Annotated in this window: 21 protein-coding genes; 8 read left to right on the top strand and 13 right to left on the bottom strand. The window is 40.5% G+C overall.

The genetic code is table 11. The annotated features are described in order from the left end of the window. Positions 1–339: 339 nt before the first annotated feature. Positions 340–1935 carry a BatD family protein gene (locus ACQY3F_RS14835; RefSeq protein WP_428355700.1) on the top strand — a complete coding sequence of 532 codons (1596 nt, stop codon included), beginning with the start codon at positions 340–342 and terminating at the stop codon, positions 1933–1935. A 95-nt stretch (positions 1936–2030) separates the two neighbouring features. Here the strand turns inward: ACQY3F_RS14835 and ACQY3F_RS14830 are convergent, their stop codons facing one another. From ACQY3F_RS14830 to glf, 4 genes are all read right to left on the bottom strand, one after another. Next, the gene (locus ACQY3F_RS14830; RefSeq protein ID WP_428355698.1) at positions 2031–3446 is read right to left on the bottom strand and encodes a glycosyltransferase family 2 protein; all 1416 of its coding nucleotides are present in this window, start codon (positions 3444–3446) and stop codon (positions 2031–2033) included. Continuing rightward, on the bottom strand, positions 3443–4336 hold the full coding sequence (locus ACQY3F_RS14825; RefSeq protein WP_428355697.1) for a glycosyltransferase family 2 protein: 894 nt from the start codon (positions 4334–4336) through the stop codon (positions 3443–3445). The genes ACQY3F_RS14830 and ACQY3F_RS14825 overlap by 4 nt, the downstream gene beginning before the upstream one ends. Before the next feature lie 133 nt (positions 4337–4469). After that, entirely contained in the window at positions 4470–5528 is a 1059-nt protein-coding gene (locus ACQY3F_RS14820; protein ID WP_428355696.1) for a S1 family peptidase, read from the bottom strand. Between the two features lie 440 nt (positions 5529–5968). Then, positions 5969–7123 (bottom strand): UDP-galactopyranose mutase, encoded by a 1155-nt coding sequence (gene glf / locus ACQY3F_RS14815; RefSeq protein ID WP_428355695.1) that lies wholly within the window; start codon positions 7121–7123, stop codon positions 5969–5971. 624 nt (positions 7124–7747) lie between these two features. Here glf and ACQY3F_RS14810 point away from each other — a divergent pair. From ACQY3F_RS14810 to ACQY3F_RS14780, 7 genes are all read left to right on the top strand, one after another. Further along, positions 7748–7927 (top strand): hypothetical protein, encoded by a 180-nt coding sequence (locus ACQY3F_RS14810; RefSeq protein WP_428355693.1) that lies wholly within the window; start codon positions 7748–7750, stop codon positions 7925–7927. A 493-nt stretch (positions 7928–8420) separates the two neighbouring features. Further along, positions 8421–8837: a hypothetical protein gene (locus tag ACQY3F_RS14805; protein WP_428355692.1), complete on the top strand. Its 417-nt coding sequence runs from the start codon at positions 8421–8423 to the stop codon at positions 8835–8837. Positions 8838–9147: 310 nt separating this feature from the next. After that, a complete protein-coding gene (locus tag ACQY3F_RS14800; protein WP_428355690.1) occupies positions 9148–10584 on the top strand; it encodes a hypothetical protein in 1437 nt (478 codons plus the stop codon). 89 nt (positions 10585–10673) lie between these two features. Next, positions 10674–11564, top strand: a complete 891-nt coding sequence (locus ACQY3F_RS14795; protein ID WP_428355688.1) for a peptidylprolyl isomerase — start codon at positions 10674–10676, stop codon at positions 11562–11564. A 153-nt stretch (positions 11565–11717) separates the two neighbouring features. After that, the gene (locus tag ACQY3F_RS14790; protein ID WP_428355686.1) at positions 11718–12167 is read left to right on the top strand and encodes a DUF1566 domain-containing protein; all 450 of its coding nucleotides are present in this window, start codon (positions 11718–11720) and stop codon (positions 12165–12167) included. A 1167-nt stretch (positions 12168–13334) separates the two neighbouring features. Continuing rightward, a complete protein-coding gene (locus tag ACQY3F_RS14785) occupies positions 13335–13733 on the top strand; it encodes a DUF1566 domain-containing protein (RefSeq protein ID WP_428355684.1) in 399 nt (132 codons plus the stop codon). Beyond that, the gene (locus ACQY3F_RS14780; protein ID WP_428355682.1) at positions 13715–14275 is read left to right on the top strand and encodes a DUF1566 domain-containing protein; all 561 of its coding nucleotides are present in this window, start codon (positions 13715–13717) and stop codon (positions 14273–14275) included. Before ACQY3F_RS14785 ends, ACQY3F_RS14780 begins: the two co-directional genes overlap by 19 nt. 293 nt (positions 14276–14568) lie before the next feature. On the opposite strand, the gene ACQY3F_RS14775 is transcribed toward ACQY3F_RS14780, so the two are convergent. The 9 genes from ACQY3F_RS14775 to ACQY3F_RS14735 form a co-directional block, all read right to left on the bottom strand. Then, positions 14569–15636 carry an acyltransferase family protein gene (locus tag ACQY3F_RS14775; protein ID WP_428355681.1) on the bottom strand — a complete coding sequence of 356 codons (1068 nt, stop codon included), beginning with the start codon at positions 15634–15636 and terminating at the stop codon, positions 14569–14571. Positions 15637–16029: 393 nt separating this feature from the next. After that, entirely contained in the window at positions 16030–17664 is a 1635-nt protein-coding gene (gene tnpC / locus ACQY3F_RS14770) for an IS66 family transposase (RefSeq protein ID WP_428352934.1), read from the bottom strand. Positions 17665–17710: 46 nt separating this feature from the next. Next, a complete protein-coding gene (gene tnpB, locus ACQY3F_RS14765) occupies positions 17711–18076 on the bottom strand; it encodes an IS66 family insertion sequence element accessory protein TnpB (RefSeq protein WP_428353150.1) in 366 nt (121 codons plus the stop codon). Next, on the bottom strand, positions 18073–18390 hold the full coding sequence (tnpA, locus tag ACQY3F_RS14760; protein ID WP_428352923.1) for an IS66 family insertion sequence element accessory protein TnpA: 318 nt from the start codon (positions 18388–18390) through the stop codon (positions 18073–18075). The genes tnpB and tnpA overlap by 4 nt, the downstream gene beginning before the upstream one ends. 42 nt (positions 18391–18432) lie before the next feature. Further along, positions 18433–18834, bottom strand: a complete 402-nt coding sequence (locus ACQY3F_RS14755) for a hypothetical protein (protein ID WP_428355679.1) — start codon at positions 18832–18834, stop codon at positions 18433–18435. Continuing rightward, on the bottom strand, positions 18786–19427 hold the full coding sequence (locus tag ACQY3F_RS14750) for a hypothetical protein (RefSeq protein WP_428355678.1): 642 nt from the start codon (positions 19425–19427) through the stop codon (positions 18786–18788). Before ACQY3F_RS14750 ends, ACQY3F_RS14755 begins: the two co-directional genes overlap by 49 nt. Next, on the bottom strand, positions 19424–20752 hold the full coding sequence (locus ACQY3F_RS14745) for an NAD(P)/FAD-dependent oxidoreductase (RefSeq protein WP_428355677.1): 1329 nt from the start codon (positions 20750–20752) through the stop codon (positions 19424–19426). Before ACQY3F_RS14745 ends, ACQY3F_RS14750 begins: the two co-directional genes overlap by 4 nt. Continuing rightward, on the bottom strand, positions 20742–21734 hold the full coding sequence (locus tag ACQY3F_RS14740; protein WP_428355675.1) for a lysylphosphatidylglycerol synthase transmembrane domain-containing protein: 993 nt from the start codon (positions 21732–21734) through the stop codon (positions 20742–20744). The genes ACQY3F_RS14745 and ACQY3F_RS14740 overlap by 11 nt, the downstream gene beginning before the upstream one ends. Continuing rightward, a complete protein-coding gene (locus ACQY3F_RS14735; protein ID WP_428355674.1) occupies positions 21731–22750 on the bottom strand; it encodes a glycosyltransferase family 2 protein in 1020 nt (339 codons plus the stop codon). The genes ACQY3F_RS14740 and ACQY3F_RS14735 overlap by 4 nt, the downstream gene beginning before the upstream one ends. Positions 22751–22758: the final 8 nt, after the last annotated feature.

Raw genomic sequence — 22758 nt, 5'->3', positions numbered from 1 at the left:
ATACTTCGCGCGGTCACGGATGCGGGTTTCTAGCGGCTGAGTTTTCCCCATAGTTACATTGCTGAAACCGTTACGTAGCTAGCTATGTGCCCGTTTCAGCATCCCCGTATCAAGTACGGGGCAGGCTTTGCTATCGACAAAAATCAGCTCACTATACAAGCGCATCCGTGACCGTGCGAAGTATAAGCCCTGTTTTTAAAAAAATTAAAAGGTAAAATGACCCAGTTTTTTCAAATGACCACTTTTCTATCAGGTATGACTTTTTTCAATAATTATAGATTTTTTATATTACTGCTTGTTTGCGTATTTACAAGGCCATTGCTAGCTGCAGATATCAGCGTGAGTGTGGATCGCAACCCGGTTAATCTACAAGAATCCTTTCAGATAACCTTTACAGCTAACGAACAGCCGAATGCTGAGCCAGATTTTGCGCCATTGGATAAAGATTTTGAAATTTTAAACCAGTCGCAACAACAGTCTGTGCAAATCAATAACTGGAAAAAAACCAACTCCATACAATGGATTTTAACCGTTATGGCGAAACATGCGGGTAACCTAGTTATTCCAGCCATTAATTTTGGCCAGGATAATAGCCAATATACTTCAATACTTGTAAATGAGGCTCAGGATACAGGGATGGTTAATGAAGACTTGTTTTTGCAAGTTGAAGTTGATACACCTAAGCCTTACATACAGGAACAGGTTATCTATACCTTAAAACTATTTCGCAAAGTTAATATCTCGCAGGCTAGCTTAACCGAGCCAGAACTACAGGATGCAATGGTTGAAAAACTAGGTGAAGACAAGAATTATAATACTCGGTTTCAGGGTGAGAATTATGTAGTGACCGAACGCAAATATGCTATTTTTCCACAAAAAAGCGGCACGCTGACAATAGCACCGTTAAGATTAACTGCTGGAATTATCATCCTAGGTCAGCGTCAGACGAATAGCTTTTTTAATCGCCAACGAACCCGGAATAAGCGAGTGGTATCTGCAGCGATCACTCTCGACGTTCAGCCTAAGCCAGCCAATGCAGGAGTAGATTGGCTACCGGCAAAACAAGTCTTTCTACAGGAGGAGTGGACTGACAATCTGGAAGAAATGGTCGTGGGGCAACCGTTTACGCGTACTATTACGTTACAAGTTGAAGGTGCAACTGTGGGGGGATTGTCAGAATTATATAAAGATAATATGCCGCCGCACTTAAAAGCCTATCCCGATCAGCCTGTATTAGAGGAAAAAGCCACAGATAGTGGCATGCTTGCCCTTAGACAAGAAAAAGTAGCGCTAATTCCTAGCCGGGCGGGTAGCTTCACCTTGCCTGCGATAGAAATTCCCTGGTGGAATACCCGAACGCAGAAAATGGAAGTCGCGCGTATTGCAGAGCGCACAATTACCGCCATAGCGGCAACGGGAGCAACGACAGTATTAGAGCCCACTCCTCCCCTTGTTTCCCCTGCGCAAGCAGCAGCAGGGGGTAAAGGCACGCAAAAAACATTGCCTATTCAGCAACAAAGCACATTATGGTTCTGGTTAACACTGTTTTTTGCATTGGCCTGGCTAGTTACATTAGCGTACTTTTTATCTAGAAAACTGGGTAAAACTAAAAAGCAGCCTGTCACAGTAGAAAAAAAATCAACAGCTAAAAAGATGTTGCAAAAAGCCTGCGCTGATAATGACCCTATACTGGCCAAAGATGCTTTGCTACAGTGGGGGCGAGATCAATTTAAGCAGTCTAGTTTAACTAAAATTGCTGAGCAAAGTGGGCCGTTATTACAGGCTGAAATCTTAGTTTTAAATACTATTCTATATAGCGATAAAACACAGGCATGGCAAGGAGCTGAATTATGGGCTGCTTTTCAAAACAACCAATCAGTAGATGTAGTTAAAAAAGATCTAGCAGATCCATTGCCGCCATTGTTTAAGATATAAGCAAGGAATGTGCTAAGGGTTTCAGTGATAGTCTGATGAATATATCTACGTTGCCAAGAGTGTTGTTACCTTTTATAAAGTATTCAACGAGGCAGTTATGTTTTCGTATTCAGCCATTTTTTTATTAATATAGGTAAGGCATGGATAATTTCAGGCAGCTTTGGCGAAGGGCGTAGGCAATAATTTTCATAATTGACAAATAAGTTCTGTTTAGCTATCCAGGATAGAGGAATTATAGGCTGGTAATCTGATTGTAAAGCCAGATCAAATTGATTACGTAAGCGTAGATACTTTAGATAACGTGAGATAACAAAGTTTGGCATTGCCAGTGGGATCGCATTTGGAAATTGACGTAGAGGCAAAGGTATATGACTAGGCGGCACTATATAAAATACCTTAAGTTCAGGACGCGCTCTCATGGCAGAGACCAGAGAGTCGAATATTGACGTCGCTTGTAAATTGACAGTCCACGGAATAATAATATTTTTTATACTGGGGTCAGTAAAAACCCGCTGTATGTCGCACAAGGATTTGGCCTGATACGGCAGTTGAATGTCTTTTTTACCCATAGCACCGCGATCATAATCTTCTAGTGCTTGTAAATGCAGCTGGGCTAAGTCGTCTTTACCTAGCAATTTATAATATAAGGTTTTTTTCAGTATCCAGCGTTGGGTATTTTTTATAGCTAGCGGGTCACTATGCTTATCTAGTAAATATAATACATTACGATTATCGTAATAAAGTATCCAGCTGGGTACTTTGGCAATCGCAGAGACATGCCAGATTAATGATTTAGCAGAGACGACTATCCGGTGTCCAGATTGAGCAATACGCAAACACCACTCCACGTCATCAAAATGAATAAAAAAATCCATCCATAAACCCGCCTGTTTAGCGACAGGAGCACGAATCAGTAATGAAGCAGCGGCAACATAGTCTACATCCATGCTAGGCTGGCAGTAGTCGAGTTTTTTACTTAAATCAGCATCACCTACTAATAATTCCGGCAAAGTTTTTTCTCGCCAGCCGGGAACTTCTTGCAAATGCCGGTTAAATAATAAAGTGCCACGTCCTCTATCGACAAATGCGCCCATTTCATTGATACGCCATGGATAATCAAGTTGCATCATGGTAGAGCCAGCAATAGCTATGTCAGTTTGGGAGTCTAGTAGTGTAACTAATTCACTGAGTGCATTCTGATGTACCACGACATCATTATCTAACAGCCATAAATAATCATATTGAGCTTCTGCTTGCTCAAATGCCCAGGCTAAGCCAGTATTAAAACCTCCGGTTCCACCCAGGTTTTCAGAATTACGTATAATCTGAATATCACTAAATTCCGCCTCTAAAGCTTCAACAGTACCGTCATTACTTGCATTATCAATAACTAAAATATCTAGCTGATCTCTGGGGAAAGTAAGGGTGGACAGAGAGTTTAATAGGTCAAGCACATAGCTTTTTTTATTCCAGGTAACAATAATAATTAGAATTTTTGCTGTTGAATTCATGTGCGTCTTAGTAATTGATGAATAAGGCTATTTTGTTTCCAAAAGGGAAGAAATGTTTTGCGCAGTGCAGCAGGTAATATATTTTTTGTAATCGGCTGAAGTAAGCCATCACGTACGGCTTTGAAGTAAGGCCTTAGTTCATTAAATTTAATAGCCCGAGTCAGGCCCACGATGATACGCGAGAGAATTAAATAACTTGCTTGAGGTTGAGGATAATATCGGCGAATTAGCCATAAAGTATTACGCGTTGGAAAAAAAACTCTTCGCCAACCAGGCCGCTGGCTAGGTATGCCCCGGTGTTCAATAATGCAGTCAGGATCATAAAAAATATCATATCCCTGTAAGCGGACTTGAAAGCTGACATCAATTTCATTCTGGTAGAGAAAAAAGTTTTCTGGGTACCAATTGATTTTTTCGAATAAATCGCGGCGGATAATAAAGCCGCAACCTATAAAAAAGGGTGAGCTAGCAAATTCGTTGTTGACCGGTAAATGCCAGCTCCATTGTGGTTTGCCATCAGGTGTCTGGATATGTGCCGCAATAACACCGATATCTGAGCGTTGATCTAAAATATGTAATGCATGGTCGATACCGCAAAGGTCTAGCGGGCAGGAGTCATCATCTAATATTAATATACACTCTCCCTGTGCACTACTAAAACCTACGTTATAGCCTGCAATACCACTGTTATCTGCAAGTAAAATGCAGTTAATACCCGTTTGGTCCTGTAAATATTCAGCAGTACCGTCTGTAGAGCCATTATCAACAGCAATAATTTCTATATCATCTCGAGACGCACAAAGTTCCTGGAGCCGGGTGCTGGTTGTACGGCTTTCTTCTAGTTTATTAAAGTTAAGAAAAACAATGCTTAATTTTATCGATGAAGTCATTTTTTACGATAAATATAGCTGTATAGCGTAGAGAGTCGAGGGGTGTTTTGATGCATAAGGCCGGGTCCGTTACTTAGGGCGTTAAAGTGGTAGAACGCATCATGCTGTTCTACATTTACAAATACAGTTTTGTTTAATTGAGAATAAAATGCTCAATATTTGAATACTGGCTAAGACAATTTCCATTGTAGCCAGTTATAGCCACATAAAAAGCGCTGCCGGTATTAAGCTCCACAGACAAGTCAGTCGTTTGATTTAAGTCTAGGCTATAGATTGTTTGCGCTTCTGGATAAGGCGTGAAATTTAAACGATAGCCTGAGATATCATTGATAGCATTCCAACTTGCGCTGACTATATTACCATCAATATCTAGGTTAAGAGAAGTAGCAGGGGGCATTTCTTGTGTACTACAGATATGCTCGGATATAAACTGGGCATAATTTTTAAGGCGAGTATAGACACCATAAAACCCAGTGGCTGCGCAATCAAATCCCCAGCTGGTAATACCTGCTTGACGCCAGGTGCCGCTTTCAGTATCAAAAACAACAAGAGGGCCGCCACTATCACCGAAACAGGTGTCTCTTTCACCTAAACCATCTCCGGCACAAAGCATATCTTCAGTAATATCGCCCATTGCAATATCGCAACGGGGGTTATCAATAATGGGTAATTCAACTTGTTGAAGGGTGGATGGGTATTGTAAGGATGACGAAGAGATAGATCCCCAGCCTAAGGCGAAAGCGGGTTTTCCAGCACTATCCTGAGTTGAAAAAGGAGCAAGTACATTAATGGGTTTAATGTTTGAAGGTGTCGCTAATTTAATTAAAGCCAGGTCATTTTCTAACAAAAAATCATTATATAAGGGGTGAAACAAGATAGCGCTTGCGGATAAGCGTTCGCCACTATCGCTATCAAGTTGAGCCTGATTAATAATAATCTCAAAGTCAGAGATACCTACACCGATAACACAGTGTGCCGCTGTTAACACCCAATCTGGGGCAATTAAAGTGGCACCGCAAAAAACCTCATTAGTAATTTCAGTGTTTTTATATACTAGGCCGGCCATCCAGGGCCAGGCTTCCGAATTTACAGGTTTGCCACCAATAATTCTGGCCAGCCTTTCAGTTGCAAAGGAGCTATTAGTGCTGAGTAGTAGTAATGTGAGTATAGAAATAATTATTTTGTTCGGCATATCGATTATCCTTGTAGGAATGTTTTCTTTATACGGACTGAGGAGCCCGGTGTATCATTTGGCTCAGAAACAATTGCTTCTCCGTTATACGCGAGAAGTTTTGTAAATAGGCAATTATATAAAAGCAGGCAAGTATATATAATATAAGTACCTTTATACTAATATAAACATCAGAAACTAGCAGATTTTTAGCTTAGATTTATCTACTGCAGCACACTTTTAACAAAATTAAACCTGTTTAAGTATAACTGTCTGGGGAGCTAGTATTGTGCTCTAATTTTAGGCACCTGGAAATAAATAAGCGTCCAATATTTGGGCAGGATTTTTGTTTGTCATTAGTGCTGTAGCAGTAGGCGCATAGCTGGCTACGTAACTATTGCTACAGTGCTAGTGACGGACAAAAAGACCAGCAAAGTTGGATGATGTGTGTTTCTAGGTGCCTAAGTTATCTCATCAAATACTTGTAGTGCTCTGGCGACTATATCATCCATGTCATAATAGCGATTTTCTGCCAAGCGACCTACTAAGGTAATATTTTCAAATTGTTTGGCAAAGTCTAGATAGCGATCTAACTTTTGCTTGTTCTCGTCAGTAAAAATAGGGTAATAAGGGATGTTTTTGTTAGGGTCATTGCGATCAAAGTCTTGGGGAAATTCTTTAACGATAGTGGTGCCAGGGGTTATTTGCTGGGTGATATGCTTAAATTCGGTTATGCGTGTGAAGTCGTAATCATTGGGGTAGTTGATAGTCGTTTTTTGTTGAAACTGCTCAATCGGCAAATGTTCAAAATTAAAGGCGAGTGAACGATAAGGGAGCTCTCCAAATCTACTAGCAAATAGCTCATCAATTAGCCCAGTAAAAATTAATTGGCCCTTAAATTCACTTTGCATAAACTGCATCTTACCAGTGTCAAAATCAAGTTTAAAAACATCTTTAAAATCAGTGTTTAGCATTAAACTAATATTTCGTTGATTGAGCATTTTTTGAAAAACTTGAGTATAGCCTTGGGCGGGAATAGCTTGATACTTATCCTGGAAATATCGGTTATCACGAGAAATATGAACTGGCACGCGCCCAGTTACCTCAGCAGAAATGTCCTCAGGCTTTTTGCCCCATTGCTTAGCCGTGTAATTTACAAAAATCTTTTCATAAATAAAATCGGCAAGAAATTTGAGTTCTTTATCATCAATTTCGCGCAATTCAAGAATAGGGACTTTAACACCATAGCCAAAGCGTTCAATAAGCTTTAATTCCAGAGATTCAGCGAGTGACTTTGGTAGCAGGCTGTGCAAACTATTCAGGTTAAAGGGAACAGGTACCTTCTGTCCATCAATCAAGGCAAGTACTTCGTGCTGATAGGTAAGCCATTCGGTGAATTGGCCTAGATAATCGAAAACCTTTTTATTGTCGGTATGAAATAAATGCGGCCCATATTGATGGATTAAAACTCCGTGATCATCAAAACAGTCGTAACAGTTTCCACCAATATGCTGGCGCTTATCAATAACTAAAATGCGTTGTTGTTTTTGGGTTGCAAGTCGCTCGGCAAGAACAGCGCCAGCAAAGCCTGCGCCAACAATGATTGTGTCAAACATAGACAAAGGAAGTTAAAATTAAATAATAGAGCATTATACTTCACCTTATGAGTCTACGCAGATATCAGAAAAGATTTATTAAATACGAAGGATCGTAAAAGTATGAAAATGGCATATTTGTGTTCTGGAGTTGTGGGTTCCTAGGGTGAGGTGGGTTACTTGTAATAAGCTTGTCATGTGTATCGCATAAGATATTCAAGCTGAGAGTGTTAAGGTGAAAGGAGTTGCCTGCATAAAGACAGAAATAAATACGCCTTTATATATAGAATGACGTTCCTCGCAAAGCCCCTTATTTTTTCGTAAATAAATATTATTGGCGTGAAGCATGCTTTACTACAAAGTAGGTTAACTCTAATGCAATTAGGAGAATAAGTATTCCAAAGGTTGAGAGGCTGGATTTGAAAAGGCTTATTAGCAATTTTAGAAGGTGTAAAAATTAGCTACTTGATTTAATAGTCATGTTGAACACTAATTAAGGAGTAATTTGGTGCGTGTCTATCTAGTAAAGTACTGAAATGGTGCCATGCCCTTATTTTGCTGTAGGATGGGCAAAGGGCTTCATCCGTGCCCATCAACGAAAACATGATGGGCACGTCGTACCTCCTTTGTCCATCTACAAAACGCTTGTTCTATCATGATATTTTTTATCAAATACCTGCTTCTCTGGTGCCTGGCTGGAAAGATACAATCTATTTTAGTAACTACTCAGATACGCTGAGTAGTTACATTATTGTTTCAATAGCTGTGGTTAAAAATGAGAATGAGTTTGCAAAACGAGGCAATAAGGCACCTGGAAATAAATAAGCGTTTAATATTTGGGCAGGATTTTTGTTTGTCATTAGCACTGTAGCAATAGGCGCATAGCTGGCTACGAAACTATTACTACAGTGCTAATGACGGACCAAAAGACCAGAAAAGTTGGTTGATTATTTGTTTCCAGGTGCCTAAGCTTGATTTTCAAAAAATTACCCTTATATTAATTGCGGTACTAAAAGAATATAAATCCTGTTTTGTTATCCTTGAGATTGTTAATTAATTATTCTGATTAGCTGTGTTGGAGATGGATACTTAATCCTATGATAACTGTGAGCTAAGGGGTGGATAATTGAAGGGCTTGGTGCTGTTTGGTGCCAATATTGGGAAGGTTTTTTTGCCAAGTAATGCAAAATTCTGGTATAGAAACTTGTTTTTTTTAAATTCATAACTATAATATGCACTTAAGTGATAAAGCTAAAGTGTTTTGCCACGAAATGTTTGTACTATTTGAATATTATGAAAGATAGGAGGTGCTAATTAAGTGTATATAAAACCCATAAGGTGGGGGTTGTTAACTCTTATATTATTAATTGTAAGTGGATGCGCCTCTTTTGTTGCACATAATCCTGAAGAGATTGTGAGGCAGCGTGTTAACGAACGATGGGATGCGCTAATTGAAGGCCGGTTGGAAACGGCTTATACTTTTGAAACACCTGAGTATAGAGAGCTATATTCCTTTTCGGACTATAGAAATACAGTTCATGGAGTGGGATCCTGGCGTAAGATTGAGATAGAAGATATTGACTGTGTAGAAGATAAATGTGTTGCAAGCATTGTAATTTATGCTACAATTAAACTTGGTATGGGCTTTGAGGCTGTTGAAAGTGATGCTCGGGCCAAGGAGAACTGGATACACCATTCCACATCAGGACAGTGGTATCATATCTCAGACCATTAAATTTTATAAAATTTATTTTTAATTTTGGAGAAGTAGATGTTTAAAAAAACGAAAATTGCTGCAGTTTCTGCGGCGGTATTAGGGCTGTCAAGTTTGACTGCTCAAGCTGTGTCATTAAATGACTCAGGGTCGGAAGGTTCGGTGTTAATTTTCCCTTATTTACAATGTTAATAACAATTATATTACTAACTTTAATATCACTAACACAACGGATGCCTATAAAGCAGTAAAAATTCGTTTTCGTGAGTCAGAAAATTCTAACGATGTACTGGATTTTAACTTGTATCTGTCTCCATATGACGTTTTCACCATGCAGCTTAGAGAAGGCTCTGATGGCGGTGTTAATTTAACAACAGCTGATAAGTCATGTACGCATCCTACGATTCCTGCTGATGGTGTGCTATTCAGACATACTGCTTACGATTCTACTGATGTAGCTGATGTACGTGAAGGTTATCTGGAAGTGATTGAAATGGGTGAGGTTGCTGAAGACGCCACTATCGCTGTAGGATCTAAATCGCAACTAATTGCTAGTGAAGGTATTTTGCATGAACAGCCTTCTGGTGTACCATTTGACTGTGGTGTAATCAATGAAGCCTGGATTCAAGGTGTATTTGTTCAGGGTGGTGCTGCATCAAACGGTGTAAGTGATGGTGGTCTTAACTGGGTTAATCCAAAACCAACTGGTTATCCAAAACAAGATATCACTAGTGCTGCAGGATACTATGGTCAAGCTTCAATGACTAGTGTGGATGGTAATGATCAAGTTGCAATCACCGCACCTACAGGTGGTTTAGTTGGTTCATCAATCCTGATTGATGGCGCTCATGTTGCCGGATTTGTTGCTGAGCCTGCTTCAGTTACTAACTACTCAACAACTGCACAGCATTATTTGTCTTCAGATGAGAATTTCTACCTGCTACCTTCTCTAGCATCAGGTAATAGCGAAGAATCTGATCGTGTTAATGTTGCAGAAACTGTAACTTTTTCTCCTGTAGTAAGAGACTGGGGTTTGGATGATACTGACGTTCGTCCAAGAACATCAGTTCCTTCAGGTATTAACCCTATGCCTATTTCTGATGCTTTATTAGTGACTGAGTTAGGTAATCAATATTTCTTATCAGGTGGTACATTAACTGATTTTGTGGTTTCTGCTCCTATGAGAAAGCATGCGATTTATAATAACTATGAATATGTTGCTGCAGGTGTTTGGGATGCTGATAAAACCTTACCTGTAAAAGATATTGCAGTAGGGATAACAGATCCTGATGCTTCATCTGATGAAAAAGCACAATTAGCAGCAGACAATGGTTACTGGAATTATCTGGATGCTACTGATGTAAAAGCTGGGTTTGTTTACTGGAATAGAGAAGAAGCTGAAATAACTCCTGAGCCGGGTGATTTCTCTCCACCAATTACAACTCCTGATGTATTTGTTCCATTTGAAAGAGAAGTAAACATTCTTGCTTTAAATACAGATGGTACAACAGATTCAGTACTTGGATCTGATAATGCACAGAGCCTGACTCTAGTTGATGGCTTTAGCGATGGTTGGGTACGTTTTACTTTCCATAGTTCTGTTTATGACTTAGCAGGCTCTCGTTATGCAAGTTGGGTATCTGCTGCTATGACTGGTGGTGCTTCAGCTAAAGGTGTACCTCTACAGGGCTTTATGTCTGCTAGAGCAAATCTAGGTGCACAAAGCTTAGGTGAGACATTCCCACATTTTTACAAAAGAGATCGTTAGTTGTAAATATTTAGTTTAAATTATTTAACTAAACTAAGTAACAAAGGGTGGGGTTTTATACCTCACCCTTTTTTTTTGGAGTTTGAAAAGTGAAAAAAACAATCATGATTGCTCTGTGCTATAGCTTTGCATCTATTGCACAAGCGGAGTTAGTGAGTGATAAACAAGATAATCAGGTCAGTACTACAAGTCTGGAAATTTTATTAGAAAGAGCGCCAGCCCATGCGCAAATAAAATTATTAAAAAATAAAGCACAAGTAAAAGAACAACTAGAGCAGCTTTATCTTAGGGAAGTGATGGCGCAAATGGCTATAGCCGAAGGCCTGGATAAACAAGGGATAAATGCGCAGCGCTTAAAAGCGATCAGATATAATGGCTTATTTCTTCTTAAACTAGACGAAGTTAGAAAAGAAAATAAGCGAAATTACATCAAATACGCAAAACAGAAATATCAGGTAAACAAAGCTAATTATCCTGTCGAAGCGCGTGTCGATGCAGCACATATTTTGATCTCTAACAAAACATTATCCGATGCTGAAGCCTTAAAAAAAGCGCAGAACATCAGAATGCAGCTAATGCAAGGCGCCAATTTTACCGAGTTAGCAATAAAAGAATCTGATGATAAATCAGTGAAAAAGAATAAAGGCGAGATGGGCGTGTTTACCCGAGGACAGATGGTAAAGCCTTTTTCGGATGCGGTATTTACGATGCAGGTAGGAGAGATATCCGAGCCAGTTAAAACGCAATATGGCTATCATATCATCAAGCTGAATAAAAAATTCCCTGCAGGTTTCAAGTCATTTGATGATGTTAAAGCGCAAATGATCAGTGAGTTAAAGAAAAAAGACTGGGAAATAGCAAGAACAGCTTACTATGAGCAACTCATGAAAGAAAATGATATGCAGATAGACGAACTTGCGCTTGATGAATTTATTAGTAAAAAAATTGCAGAGCTAGAGAGCAAGACAAAAAGTAAATAATTTATACTCTTGCCAAGATTCGACAGGATGTGTTGAGGTACGAAACGCATCACAAAGCCATGTCGCTCATGATGCGTTTCGTACCTCAACACATCCTATGGATTGGGTTAAAGCTTTTATATTCTTTTCTTCATGCGTTTCATGGTGAAATCAATGGTTTTTTTGAAATCATCTGTATTACTACTTTTACTGATAGCACTAGCAATCAGTGTTATTCGATACGAACATCGCCAATTACAGCAATATCATACCCAAACTGCAGGTCTGTCATGGCAATATTGCCGTCCTAGGCTATTTGCTCAGTGCCCAGAACCTGTATTATTAGATTGGGGGCAGGCATTACGGTATTGCGCCCAGCTAAATTGGACAGATTATCAGGATTGGCGCTTACCCAATCGCAGCGAATTACTGAATCTTGTTAATAGACAAAAACGCACACCTGCCATCACTGAAGTATTAGCCAATAATACTAAAGATAATGTTTACTGGTCATCCAATACAGATAGTGATCATCCGGAATTAGCCTATTATATTTCCTTTTTTAGCGGTAATAGCTATGCGAATAGCAAACAGGTGCATGCCTACGTGCGTTGTGTTAGGTAATTACTTAATATAGGGTAAATGAGGCACGTAGCGCACCTTTCGCGAATGATGCGCTACACCATTAAGATAAAAGTTTCACCACGAAGAAAAGAATTTAAAGGCTTTATGCTTCAGTACCTTCATGTCCTTCATGGTAAAACAGTTAATATCTACAACATAAATTCACCATGAAGGGCATGAAGTTCACGAAGAAAAGAATTTAAAGGCTTTATCCTTCAGTACCTTCATGTCCTTCATGGTAAAACAGTTAATATCTACAACATAAATTCACCATGAAGGGCATGAAGTTCACGAAGAAAAGAATTTAAAGGCTTTATCCTTCAGTATCTTCATGTCCTCCATGGTAAAACAGTTAATATCTACAACATAAATTCACCATGAAGGGCATGAAGTTCACGAAGAAAAGAATTTAAAGGCTTTATCCTTCAGTATCTTCATGTCCTTCATGGTAAAACAGTTAATATCTACAACATAAATTCACCATGAAGGGCATGAAGTTCACGAAGAAAAGAATTTAAAGGCTTTATCCTTCAGTATCTTCATGTCCTCCATGGTAAAACAGTTAATATCTACAACATAAATTCACCATGAAGGGCATGAAGTTCACGAAGAAAAGAATTTAAAGGCTTTATCCTTCAGTATCTTCATGTCCTTCATGGTAAAACAGTTAATATCTACAACATAAATTCACCATGAAGGGCATGAAGTTCACGAAGAAAAGAATTTAAAGGCTTTATCCTTCAGTATCTTCATGTCCTTCATGGTAAAACAGTTAATATCTACAACATAAATTCACCATGAAGGGCATGAAGTTCACGAAGAAAAGAATTTAAAGGCTTTATCCTTCAGTATCTTCATGTCCTCCATGGTAAAACAGTTAATATCTACAACATAAATTCACCATGAAGGGCATGAAGTTCACGAAGAAAAGAATTTAAAGGCTTTATCCTTCAGTATCTTCATGTCCTTCATGGTAAAACAGTTAATATCCGCAACATTAATTCACCATGAAGAGCATGAAGAGCATGAAGAAAACAAAAGGCTTTAGCATCGTGTTCTTCGTGGTTTAATATAATATCCAGATATACCACGAAGAGTACACATCACATAAAGCGTACGCATCTACACAATATTCTTATGAAAACCTCTCTAAAGGTCATATTTTTATTGATTTTCAATATAAACCTGCTGGCCTGCAGTAGTGAGCCACAGGCCTTTTTTGATCAACAAACCGGGCTCTACTGGACACATTGCCCGGCAGAGCAAGTGTTTACCGATCAACTATGTCAGGGCAATGCAATAACAATGCACTGGGATGAGGCTTTACGTTATTGTGCCGAATTAAATAACTCAAAACGACAATGGCGATTGGCAAATCGTGATGAGTTATTAAGTTATTATGTACATTTTGGTGCGCTGAAAATGGATATGGTTAATTTATACTGGACTAGCAGTACACAGCCTGATAATCCAGAACTGGCCTGGTATTTGATTCCTAAATTAAATTTACTAGTTGCAAATTTAAAAGAACTGGATGGTTTGGTATTATGCGTTACCTCACAATAATTATTTTCGGTCTATATGCTCAAATCGCCGCTAGTCAAACACACTGTTATGACCTGGTAAAAATTATTCCTTGCGGCAGTGCCGATTTTCCGAGACAAACCGGTGATTATGCAGTAGCAGATAAAGAACCACGTTTCAGTATAGTGCAAGCTGGAATTATTAAAGATAAAGAAACGGGTTTGCAATGGCTACAATGTATATCAGGCGCAGGTCTGAATGACTGTATTAACCCAGAAGCCAAAACGTGGGAACAGGCTAAGCAAAGCTGTGCAATAATTAATGTGCAACAACAGCAATGGCGATTACCTACCATTATGGAGCTTAATTCTTTAATAGAACTGGATCATAAGTCAATAAAAATTAATACCGATTTTTTTCCTGATACTCAAAAAGCAGCATACTGGACAAACGCTCGCTCACTCACTTATAAAACCCGGGGCAGTCGAGCCTGGTTTGTTGACTTTGCCCAGGCTTCAATCTTTGATGCCCCTGTTAAAAGTAAGCATTTTGTACATTGTGTCAGCGCGGGGAGTAGGCTTTAGCCTACACTTACCCAGTTAATATTCTTTTACCACGAAGAACACGGAAATAAAAGCTTTTGTGATGTATTCTTCATGAACTTCATGCTCTTCATGGTGAATTAGTGTTGTAGATATTAACTGTTTTACCATGAAGGGCATGAAGATAATGAAGGTTAAAACCTGTATATTCTTTTCTTCGTGCTTTTCGGGTCCTTCGTGGTGAAACTTTTTTGCTTTTAAAAGGGTGAGCTGGATTTTATTTTAAACCACGAATGTTGAATTTTTTTCTTCGTGCCTTCGAGGTAAAACCTCCTTTATCGTTTATGGGGTATAGTTGCCCTGTTTGATATATATATGACGCCACGGCTGAAGATGCCCAGTAATTGTTGGAACAATGTTGCAGTTATAACACACACTAAAAATAATCCCATAAAATTCAAGCTATTATATTTAGTTAAATATTCCCTATTCATTATAAAAAAATGGATGACTAAAAAATGATATAAATAAAATGTATAACTTATATTCCCCAGTTTCAGCATCATGGCAGAAATAAGTTTTGGTAAATAAATAGGTAAAAACAAATAAGCTCTGATTAATACCACAAAGAGCACCGCAATAAAATTAAGCCACAAAACGCTAAGCCAGGAATAGTCCAGGGGCGTCTGCCAGGTATTCTGGTGAAACCATGCTAGAGTCATTAGAAAAACAAGTACGACTATGGCTGCAAGTAGTTTGTGTCTTGATTGGCTTGATTGATAGGCAGCTAACATACCTAATATAAAGTGGCTAAGACATAGCACTAGGGAGAAGTAGTAGTCCGGTAAAGTCGCCTGAAAATGTATGACCCAATATGCCCCGCTAGACAGACAAAACAAATAAATCACAGTCAAACCAACCCGCCCGGTTTTTTGAACTATCCACCATAACAGGGGGAAGCTCAGGTAGCATTCTAGTAGGCGATTAATAAACCACAAGTGTCCAATTGCACCTGGATAGGTGCTTAGATCATAACTGAAAATGGCGAGCATGAGATTAGGACTTGGCAAGGATGTGGTGAAAAGCAGGCAATATACCGCAATACACAGATAGTAGGCGGGGATGATGCGACCTATACGTCTGGCGAAAAAACCTTTTAAATCCAGCTTATCTGGATAAGCTTTAGCCAATAAAAATCCACTCAGTACAAAAAATAAATAAACGCAAAAATACCCGTGATATGCAAGTAGCTCAAGGAGGTTTGAGCTTTTCAGTGGGGCAAAAAAAGCATGCGCGATAAAGTGCTCATAGTGAAATACAAATATTCCGAATGCAGCAAGTGCTCGAATATGGTTGATTCTTTCTGAGTATTTAGGCTGAATGATTGCAAAAGCAAAAAGCATTGTAAGAAACGAGTGTGTAATTAAGTTGAATGTAGGGCGCGGCTTTAGCCCGCCATTATTGAGCTTATAGCAGGCGGGCTAAAGCCGCGCCCTACAAGTTGATCACCATGGTGATTTTATTTGCGCCATAATTTCATTTTTAATACAGCGAGTCTGTTTTTTACATAAGTGTAACAAGTGATTTTTGTTTTCTTTGTTCATTAATTGCAGGACCAGCCCTAGAAATAATAGAAAAATAAGTTCTTTATAGCCTATTAAACTGGTATTACCATTGCTACCTAAATAGTGTTTAAAGAGCTCTATATGTAGCCCGTCACCAGATCCAAATAGGTAGATTGTTCCAGCAATAGTATACAGTGCATACGTAAGCGCTCAACGAAGCACGTACTTGCCCTATTCAGGCGTATCTGATTTTTTAATATTCCAGGGCAACAAAGCCTCCACTTTATCAACCGTATCAGCATAAGGTAAAGCAGTGAGAACCTGCTTAAGATATGCATAAGGCTCCAGCCCATTTGCTTTAGCTGTTTCTATCAGGCTGTAATGTATTGCACTGGCACGAGCACCCGCAGGGGTATCAGAAAATAACCAGGCTTTGCGCCCTATCACAAACGGGCGAATCGCATTTTCTGCCAGGATGTTGCTAATATTGAGTTCACCATGGGTGCAATACACATTGAGTTTTTCCCACTGGTTACTCAGGTAAGTCATTGCCTTTCCTGTCAGGCTATCTTTAGGTACTTTATGCTGGTTTTCTTCCAGATAGGCTTTGAGCTGGTTCAATACAGGAATGCTCTTCTCCTGGCGCTGCTGATATTTTTCATCCACTGACAGGTCTTTAATTTCTCGCTCAATGACATACAGTTTATTGATCAGGCTCAGCGCTTTACCTGCTTTTGAGGGTTTGTTATTTTGTCCCTTTTTGCGTTTAGGCTGTGCATTCTGGGCATCTTTAAAATAACGACGCGCATGATCCCAGCACCCCAGCTGGGTGATGCTGTTTTTTTGGCACACGGCATTGTACCCCGCATAGCCATCGGTTTGCAGATAGCCACTAAAGCCGTCAAGCAGGCGCATGGGGACGTCTCCACTACGAGAGGGATCGTATTCAAACAGGATGCTTTTTTCACCCGGTGGCCCGCCAAGCGTCACCCACATATATTTATCTGAGGTCGCTGGCCGCCCCGGTTCTTTTAATACCTGAACCCGCGTTTCATCAGCGAGTATGACTGCCCCTGTGTGTTGATGCTCTCGCATCAGGTTAATCAGGGGCTGAAGTTGTTTAGCCAGTGCGATCATCCAGTTTGCTAATGTCGCTCTGGAGATGTCACCCCCATAACGAGACAAGATGCCTTCTTGCCGATATAAAGGTAAGCCGTCAGCATACTTGGCGATAATAACAAAGCACATTAAACTGATGCTTCCCATTGCTCTGGCAATAGGGTGTCTGGGCATTTGTGCGGCTTTAACCTGGCGTTGTTTTTCGCCTTCAATCTGTTTGATAAAGACCGCTTTTTCCTGCATGTATTCAAGAACACGTACTTTAGCAGGAATAATATCCAGCTCTTCTTTCACTTTAGTAAAGAAAGTATCAATAGCACCTTCTTTTTCTTCATCGGTTAAATAAATAAAAATTTGCTCGCGAGGTAACTTATCTGAGAAGGGTTTGCGTCCCGGCTTTTTCTTGGTGCCAGTAGAACTTGTTTGTTTTTCGTCCTCAGGTGCTTCATCAGCCTCCAGGTCTAGCTCCTCATCGCTATCCGCTTCATTCTCTGCTTCATCAAACAAAGAGGATTGATGAGATTGTTCACTGGATGATCCAAAGCGTTTTATTTTAGATAAGCGTAGTACCTCTTCCAGAATAAGGATGCGTTTTTTCTGTTCGGAAATCACCCCAGACTTAACTTCAATCACACGCGTCAGTTCATCAATAGCCTGTTTTTTTTCAAGCAACAAAGCAACACTCTCCGACAGCAAAGAACCGGCTTTATCTTGTTGTTTTATATTTGAAATATCGGCTAAAATCATGGCTTTATTATAGCATTTATAGTGGCAATAATGAACACAAAAACAGCTAAAAAACAGACTCATATTGAAGTTTTTTATGACCTTTCATCGCGCTAATATCAAAGCCATCCAGCAGCCAGTTTAACGGCTGGCCTGTTAAGGTTAATGTCTCTTCCTCACCCTTAGGCCACTTAAATGTTTCTTCTACCAATGACTTGTAATAAAGGACAAAACCATTATCTTCCCAAAACAGGCATTTAATCTTATTCCGCCGTTTATTCGTAAAGGCATAGAGAGCCCCCTCAAAAGGATTATGCCCTAACTCACATTCAACAATCGCCGATAAGCCCCGATGTGACTTACGAAAATCAATGGGCTGCCGATACAGATACACTTCTGTCAAAGACAGAGAGGGACGCATAACAACCGTCATCGCAACAGCTCAAGCAGTGGTTGAATACACGGCATAGTATCCTGCGTAATACCTTCCAACCGAATACCATCATTAAATTGCAAAGATAATCCTGGGACTGGCGCAGATGAACGATCCCCGTCAACCCGAATACGTGTAAACCCTGTAGGGGAAGTAGTCGGCTTTACAGTCGATTTACGTTTCCAGTAGCCTAACTTTTGCGGACATAAATCATGCTGTCGACAATAAGCTACCTGTGATTGGCCTGATGCCTGCCAGTGCTCTATGTGAATAGGCCAGAAAGTCTTTGCCTGTATTTTTTCTAACGCTGCCATTTAAAATTCCCCGTGGTATTTAACAATGGGGATAGTTTGGCATTAATCTGAGTTGCCGTGAAGTACGCTGACTATTGAGCGCTTACGTGCATACATGATATTCCAGTTGACAGCGAGGGCAACTATACAGATTGCCAGATATTGATTGGCAACAGCGGATGAGAAAGTCACTAATGCAATTGTGTAAATTAATAAACTTTCTAACGGCTTTTTAGTGCGTAACAGTAGGCCAAGAATAATTAAACAGCCAATAAATAAAAGAAAAATAGGTAGATTATCAACAATGACACTCGGTGCAACCCCCTTCCAGAAAGGGGCATTGGCAAATCCTCGATACAGGAAAACGTGATTTATTATTCCTTCCTTGCCCTCAGCTATAAAAGGTAAAAATGCAGCTAAAAATATCCCGTACGGAATAAAAATCGATAATAGTTTTCCCGCCAACGGGTATTTTTAAAGGCCAGCCAAAGCGGAAATAAAAATAGAACATGCTTAATGCTCAGAGATAGTCCGAGTAAGCCTAGTGCAGTAATAGAGGTATAGTTAAAATTTTGTGTATTATTATCGAGCGTTTTGACGCTAATCAAGGCAACCAGAATAGCCAAATTATCAAAGTTGCTATGATAGCCGGTAATAATAATTGCAATTGGATTTAGAAAAAACAACGACGCAACTTTGAGGCCATACCAGCGATACAGTAATATTACTATGGTAATATCGCACAGACTTAAAAAGCAGCTCACTTTCCAGCGTAAACTTAGCAGCGGGTCAGCGACAGGGAAAGGAAGGTAGTCCAGAAACGATAGGATATAAAACCATATAGGCCCATAATTATAACGCTGAGTTTCTGCGTAAACATTACCGCCATCAGCCATAATATCGGCAACGATTCTATAGGAAGCAATATCAAAGTTATAGCCTTTTTGCGCAACAGCTAAGCGAAAAAAGGTGCCTACAATGATTAGCAAAGTAAACCATGCCATAGGCGGAAACTTATTTTTTTCAGCAAATGATTTAGTCAGTCTATTGCTCATCATTTAAGTTGATTAATTTTTGTAGCGAGTCGTTTTCCTAAGCTGCGCCCTTCACGTATTGCATAGTTAGTACCTCGATCTTCAGGGTAAATTTGTGCCATAGTGCATAGATGAAAGCCCTCTCTAGGTCCTTGCTCAGAAGGAATAAGTTGGCTGTAATGTTTTTCTACTACGGGTTGTGACCAACGCGCTCTCCATACCTGATGATCAAGAATCCAGTCCTGCTGTAGATCGGGAAACATTTTCTGCAAATAAGGTAATGCGTAATCCAGAACCTGGTCAGGAGTCATTTGAAAAAGCTCATCTGTATGCGGCAAATATTTGGATAGATAAACGATATGCCGTCCGGCGTAGCTCTCCGGGCGTTCAAAATTAGTGTGTTCTATGACCCCGACAAAAGGAAAGCTCGGGTCATTTACATTCAGCCAATAGGTGTCTGATAGCGAGTGTTTTAATTGCAGAACCAGGCATACATTGGCCAGATATTGAATCCGCCTTAAGCTGGCAAGATAGTCAGCACTGGCCCAGGTTTGAATCATGTCTGCGATTAAAGGCAGGGCAGGCGTAATTATTACGTGATCAACAATGAATTTATCTGTAGATGTGGTCACTTGCCATTGGCTTTCCATCGGCTCAATAGTAGAGACTTTAGAGTGTGTTACTACTAAGCCCCCCTGTATTTGAATGCGTTCTGCTAATGCATCTACAAGAGCTACAAACCCTCCCTTGAAATAGGCCAGGCGTTCTTCACCCCCTTTACCACGGCTGCCGCCCCTAAGTTTTAATTTATTCCAGAACCAGACGGCTGAAATTTGTTCGGCAACGGGGCCAAATTTGCCTTTAAGTAAGGGTTCCCAAACTATGCGATAGACATTTTCACCGCCCAGTTCTTTAAGCCACTGTGCTGCTGTTTTATCTTCCAGTTCCTGCCAGTTTTTAACCCGTCGTGCGCGCAATGCAAGTAAACCCAAGCGTATGCGATCCAGAAAAGGTAAGGGAGTGAAATTCAGTAAATCCCAGGGAGTGGATAATTTGAAAAAGTTATTGGCATAATACACACCCGTATTAGTGGGATTGATGCTTACCTTATCATTCAAGCCTAATTCATCAATCAGCTGCATAACATGCTGGTCATTCGTAAACCAGTGGTGGTAGAAGCGCTCCAGTTTTTCGCCTTGCACATCAAAAGCGGCGGCTAGTCCGCCTAGATCTGAACTAGCTTCATGTACAGTGACTTTGATACCCTGTTTAGTAAGTTCGTAAGCGGCAGCTAGGCCGGTAAAGCCGCCACCGATAATGGCGACGCTAGGCTGAGGGTTATTGCTCATATAGTTTTTGGTGCGATTTTCGCAGGTTCAGTTGCAATAGGTATAAACCCCCGGCTAAAGTGGGCGGTAACCAAAGTACCGCGTGAACCAGTAATGCATAAACGGTCGATGGCGTGCCAGTATTGCCAAGTGCGGTCATCGCTTTAATGGTGAAATAGTCAAAGGTGCCGATATAGCCCGGAGTACCAGGAATTAATGTGGCGAGTGTGCCGACAGGTAATGCTAGCCATCCCGCCATCGGGTATTCAATAGCGGGAAATAGTGCCATTGCAATGCATAAGAAAACGGTACCTTCTGCCAGCCAGGCTGCACAAGACCAAAGCATTAAGATGAGCATAGTGCCTTTGTTTGAAAGATGCAGCAGAGTATTTATGGCTTTATTAATTTCAGCGGCTAGTTTACTACCCAATCGGGGGGATAGCTTAATGAGGATGTGATTTAAAGTGCGTATTAGCGGAATAAATAATCTGGGGAAAAGTAGCGCTAGAATGATGAGCAATGACAAGCTGATTAGCATTAAGCTACTCACACCCGCAAAGCTTTCAAAGTCTAAGCGAAATATTGCCAAAGCCGCTCCCAGCATAAGCAGAACCATTAGTAAATCCAACAGGCGCTCGACAAAAAGCGAGGCTAACACGATGCCAGAGCTGGTACCTAATTGGCGGTTAAAGGCAAAGGCTCGCATAACATCACCAGAACGAAAGGGTAATACGTTATTGATGGCAAAACTTGCCAGCAACGGCCCTGCGCAGTTAGCAAAGCTTAGCCGGGGGGAGTCCTGCAGCAACATTTTGCGCCAACGGGCAATGCGGCAGGCATACCCGCAACAGAAGGCGAGTAAAGCTGCTAGTATCCATACTGGGTTTGTGGTGCGCAAAGTATCAGTTAAATCGCTAAGGTTAACCTGATTTACAATCAAGTAGATAAAAAATGCAGCAACTATCAGCCCCACAGATATTCGGACAATTTGAGCGATTTTCATTTGTGTTTAACGACTGGGCTACGAGAGTGTGCTGGCTGTTCATCAGCAAACCCCAGATATTCTTCCACAACGTATAAAGGTCGCTGCTTTACTTCGTTGTAAATCCGCCCGATATATTCGCCGAGAATGCCAACGCAGATAAGTTGCACCCCGCCTAAAAAGAGTACGGCAATCATTAACGCAGTCCAGCCTTCAACCCAGATATCAGTAAAAATACGCATACCAATAGCATAGATTATACCTCCCATAGCGATAAACGCGGCCAACATGCCCAGAGCTATAGACATTTGTAAAGGCTTAGTTGAGAAGGAGAGGATACCATCAGTGGCAAAGCGTAGCATTTTGCGTAGTGGGTATTTGCTTTTACCTGCAAAACGTTCAGCGCGCTTGTAAGGAATGGAGATTTGTTTAAAGCCTACCCAGCTAACCATGCCCCGCACAAAACGATCCCGCTCTGGCATCGCCTTTAGTGAGTCGACTATGGGACGCGACATCAGGCGAAAGTCACCGGTATCAAGGGGAATGGGAACATCGGATAGTTTATTCAGCAAGCGATAAAAACCACGTGCGCTATTGCGTTTGAAAATTGATTCTCCCGGGCGTTTGGTTCTTGTGCCGTAGACCACATCGTATCCTGCTCGCCACTGCTCGATCATTTGATGGATGACTTCAGGAGGGTCTTGCAAGTCAGCGTCGATAAGTACAACAGCATCGCCTCTTGCGGCATCCATACCTGCAGTAACAGCAATTTGATGGCCAAAATTTCTGGCAAAACAGATTATTTTAATACGTGGGTCTCGGGCTGCATGATCACGCAAGATAGCCTGAGTCTGGTCTTTACTGCCATCATCAATAAAGATAATTTCTGCAGTAAGGCCAGTGAGTTCTGAGCAGAAATGGGTTATTCTGCTCAGGGTTTCTGTTATCACCTGTTCTTCGTTATAACAGGGAATGACTAGTGACAGTAGCTCTAATGAGGTGTCTTCGGCTGGTTGTAGTTCTGAAGTTAAAACCATGAGTCAGG

The organism is Methyloprofundus sp. (assembly GCF_965251085.1).
Lineage (GTDB): Bacteria > Pseudomonadota > Gammaproteobacteria > Methylococcales > Methylomonadaceae > Methyloprofundus.
Note: the sequence above shows the minus strand (reverse complement) of the source record. Positions and strands in the feature narration are given on the sequence as shown.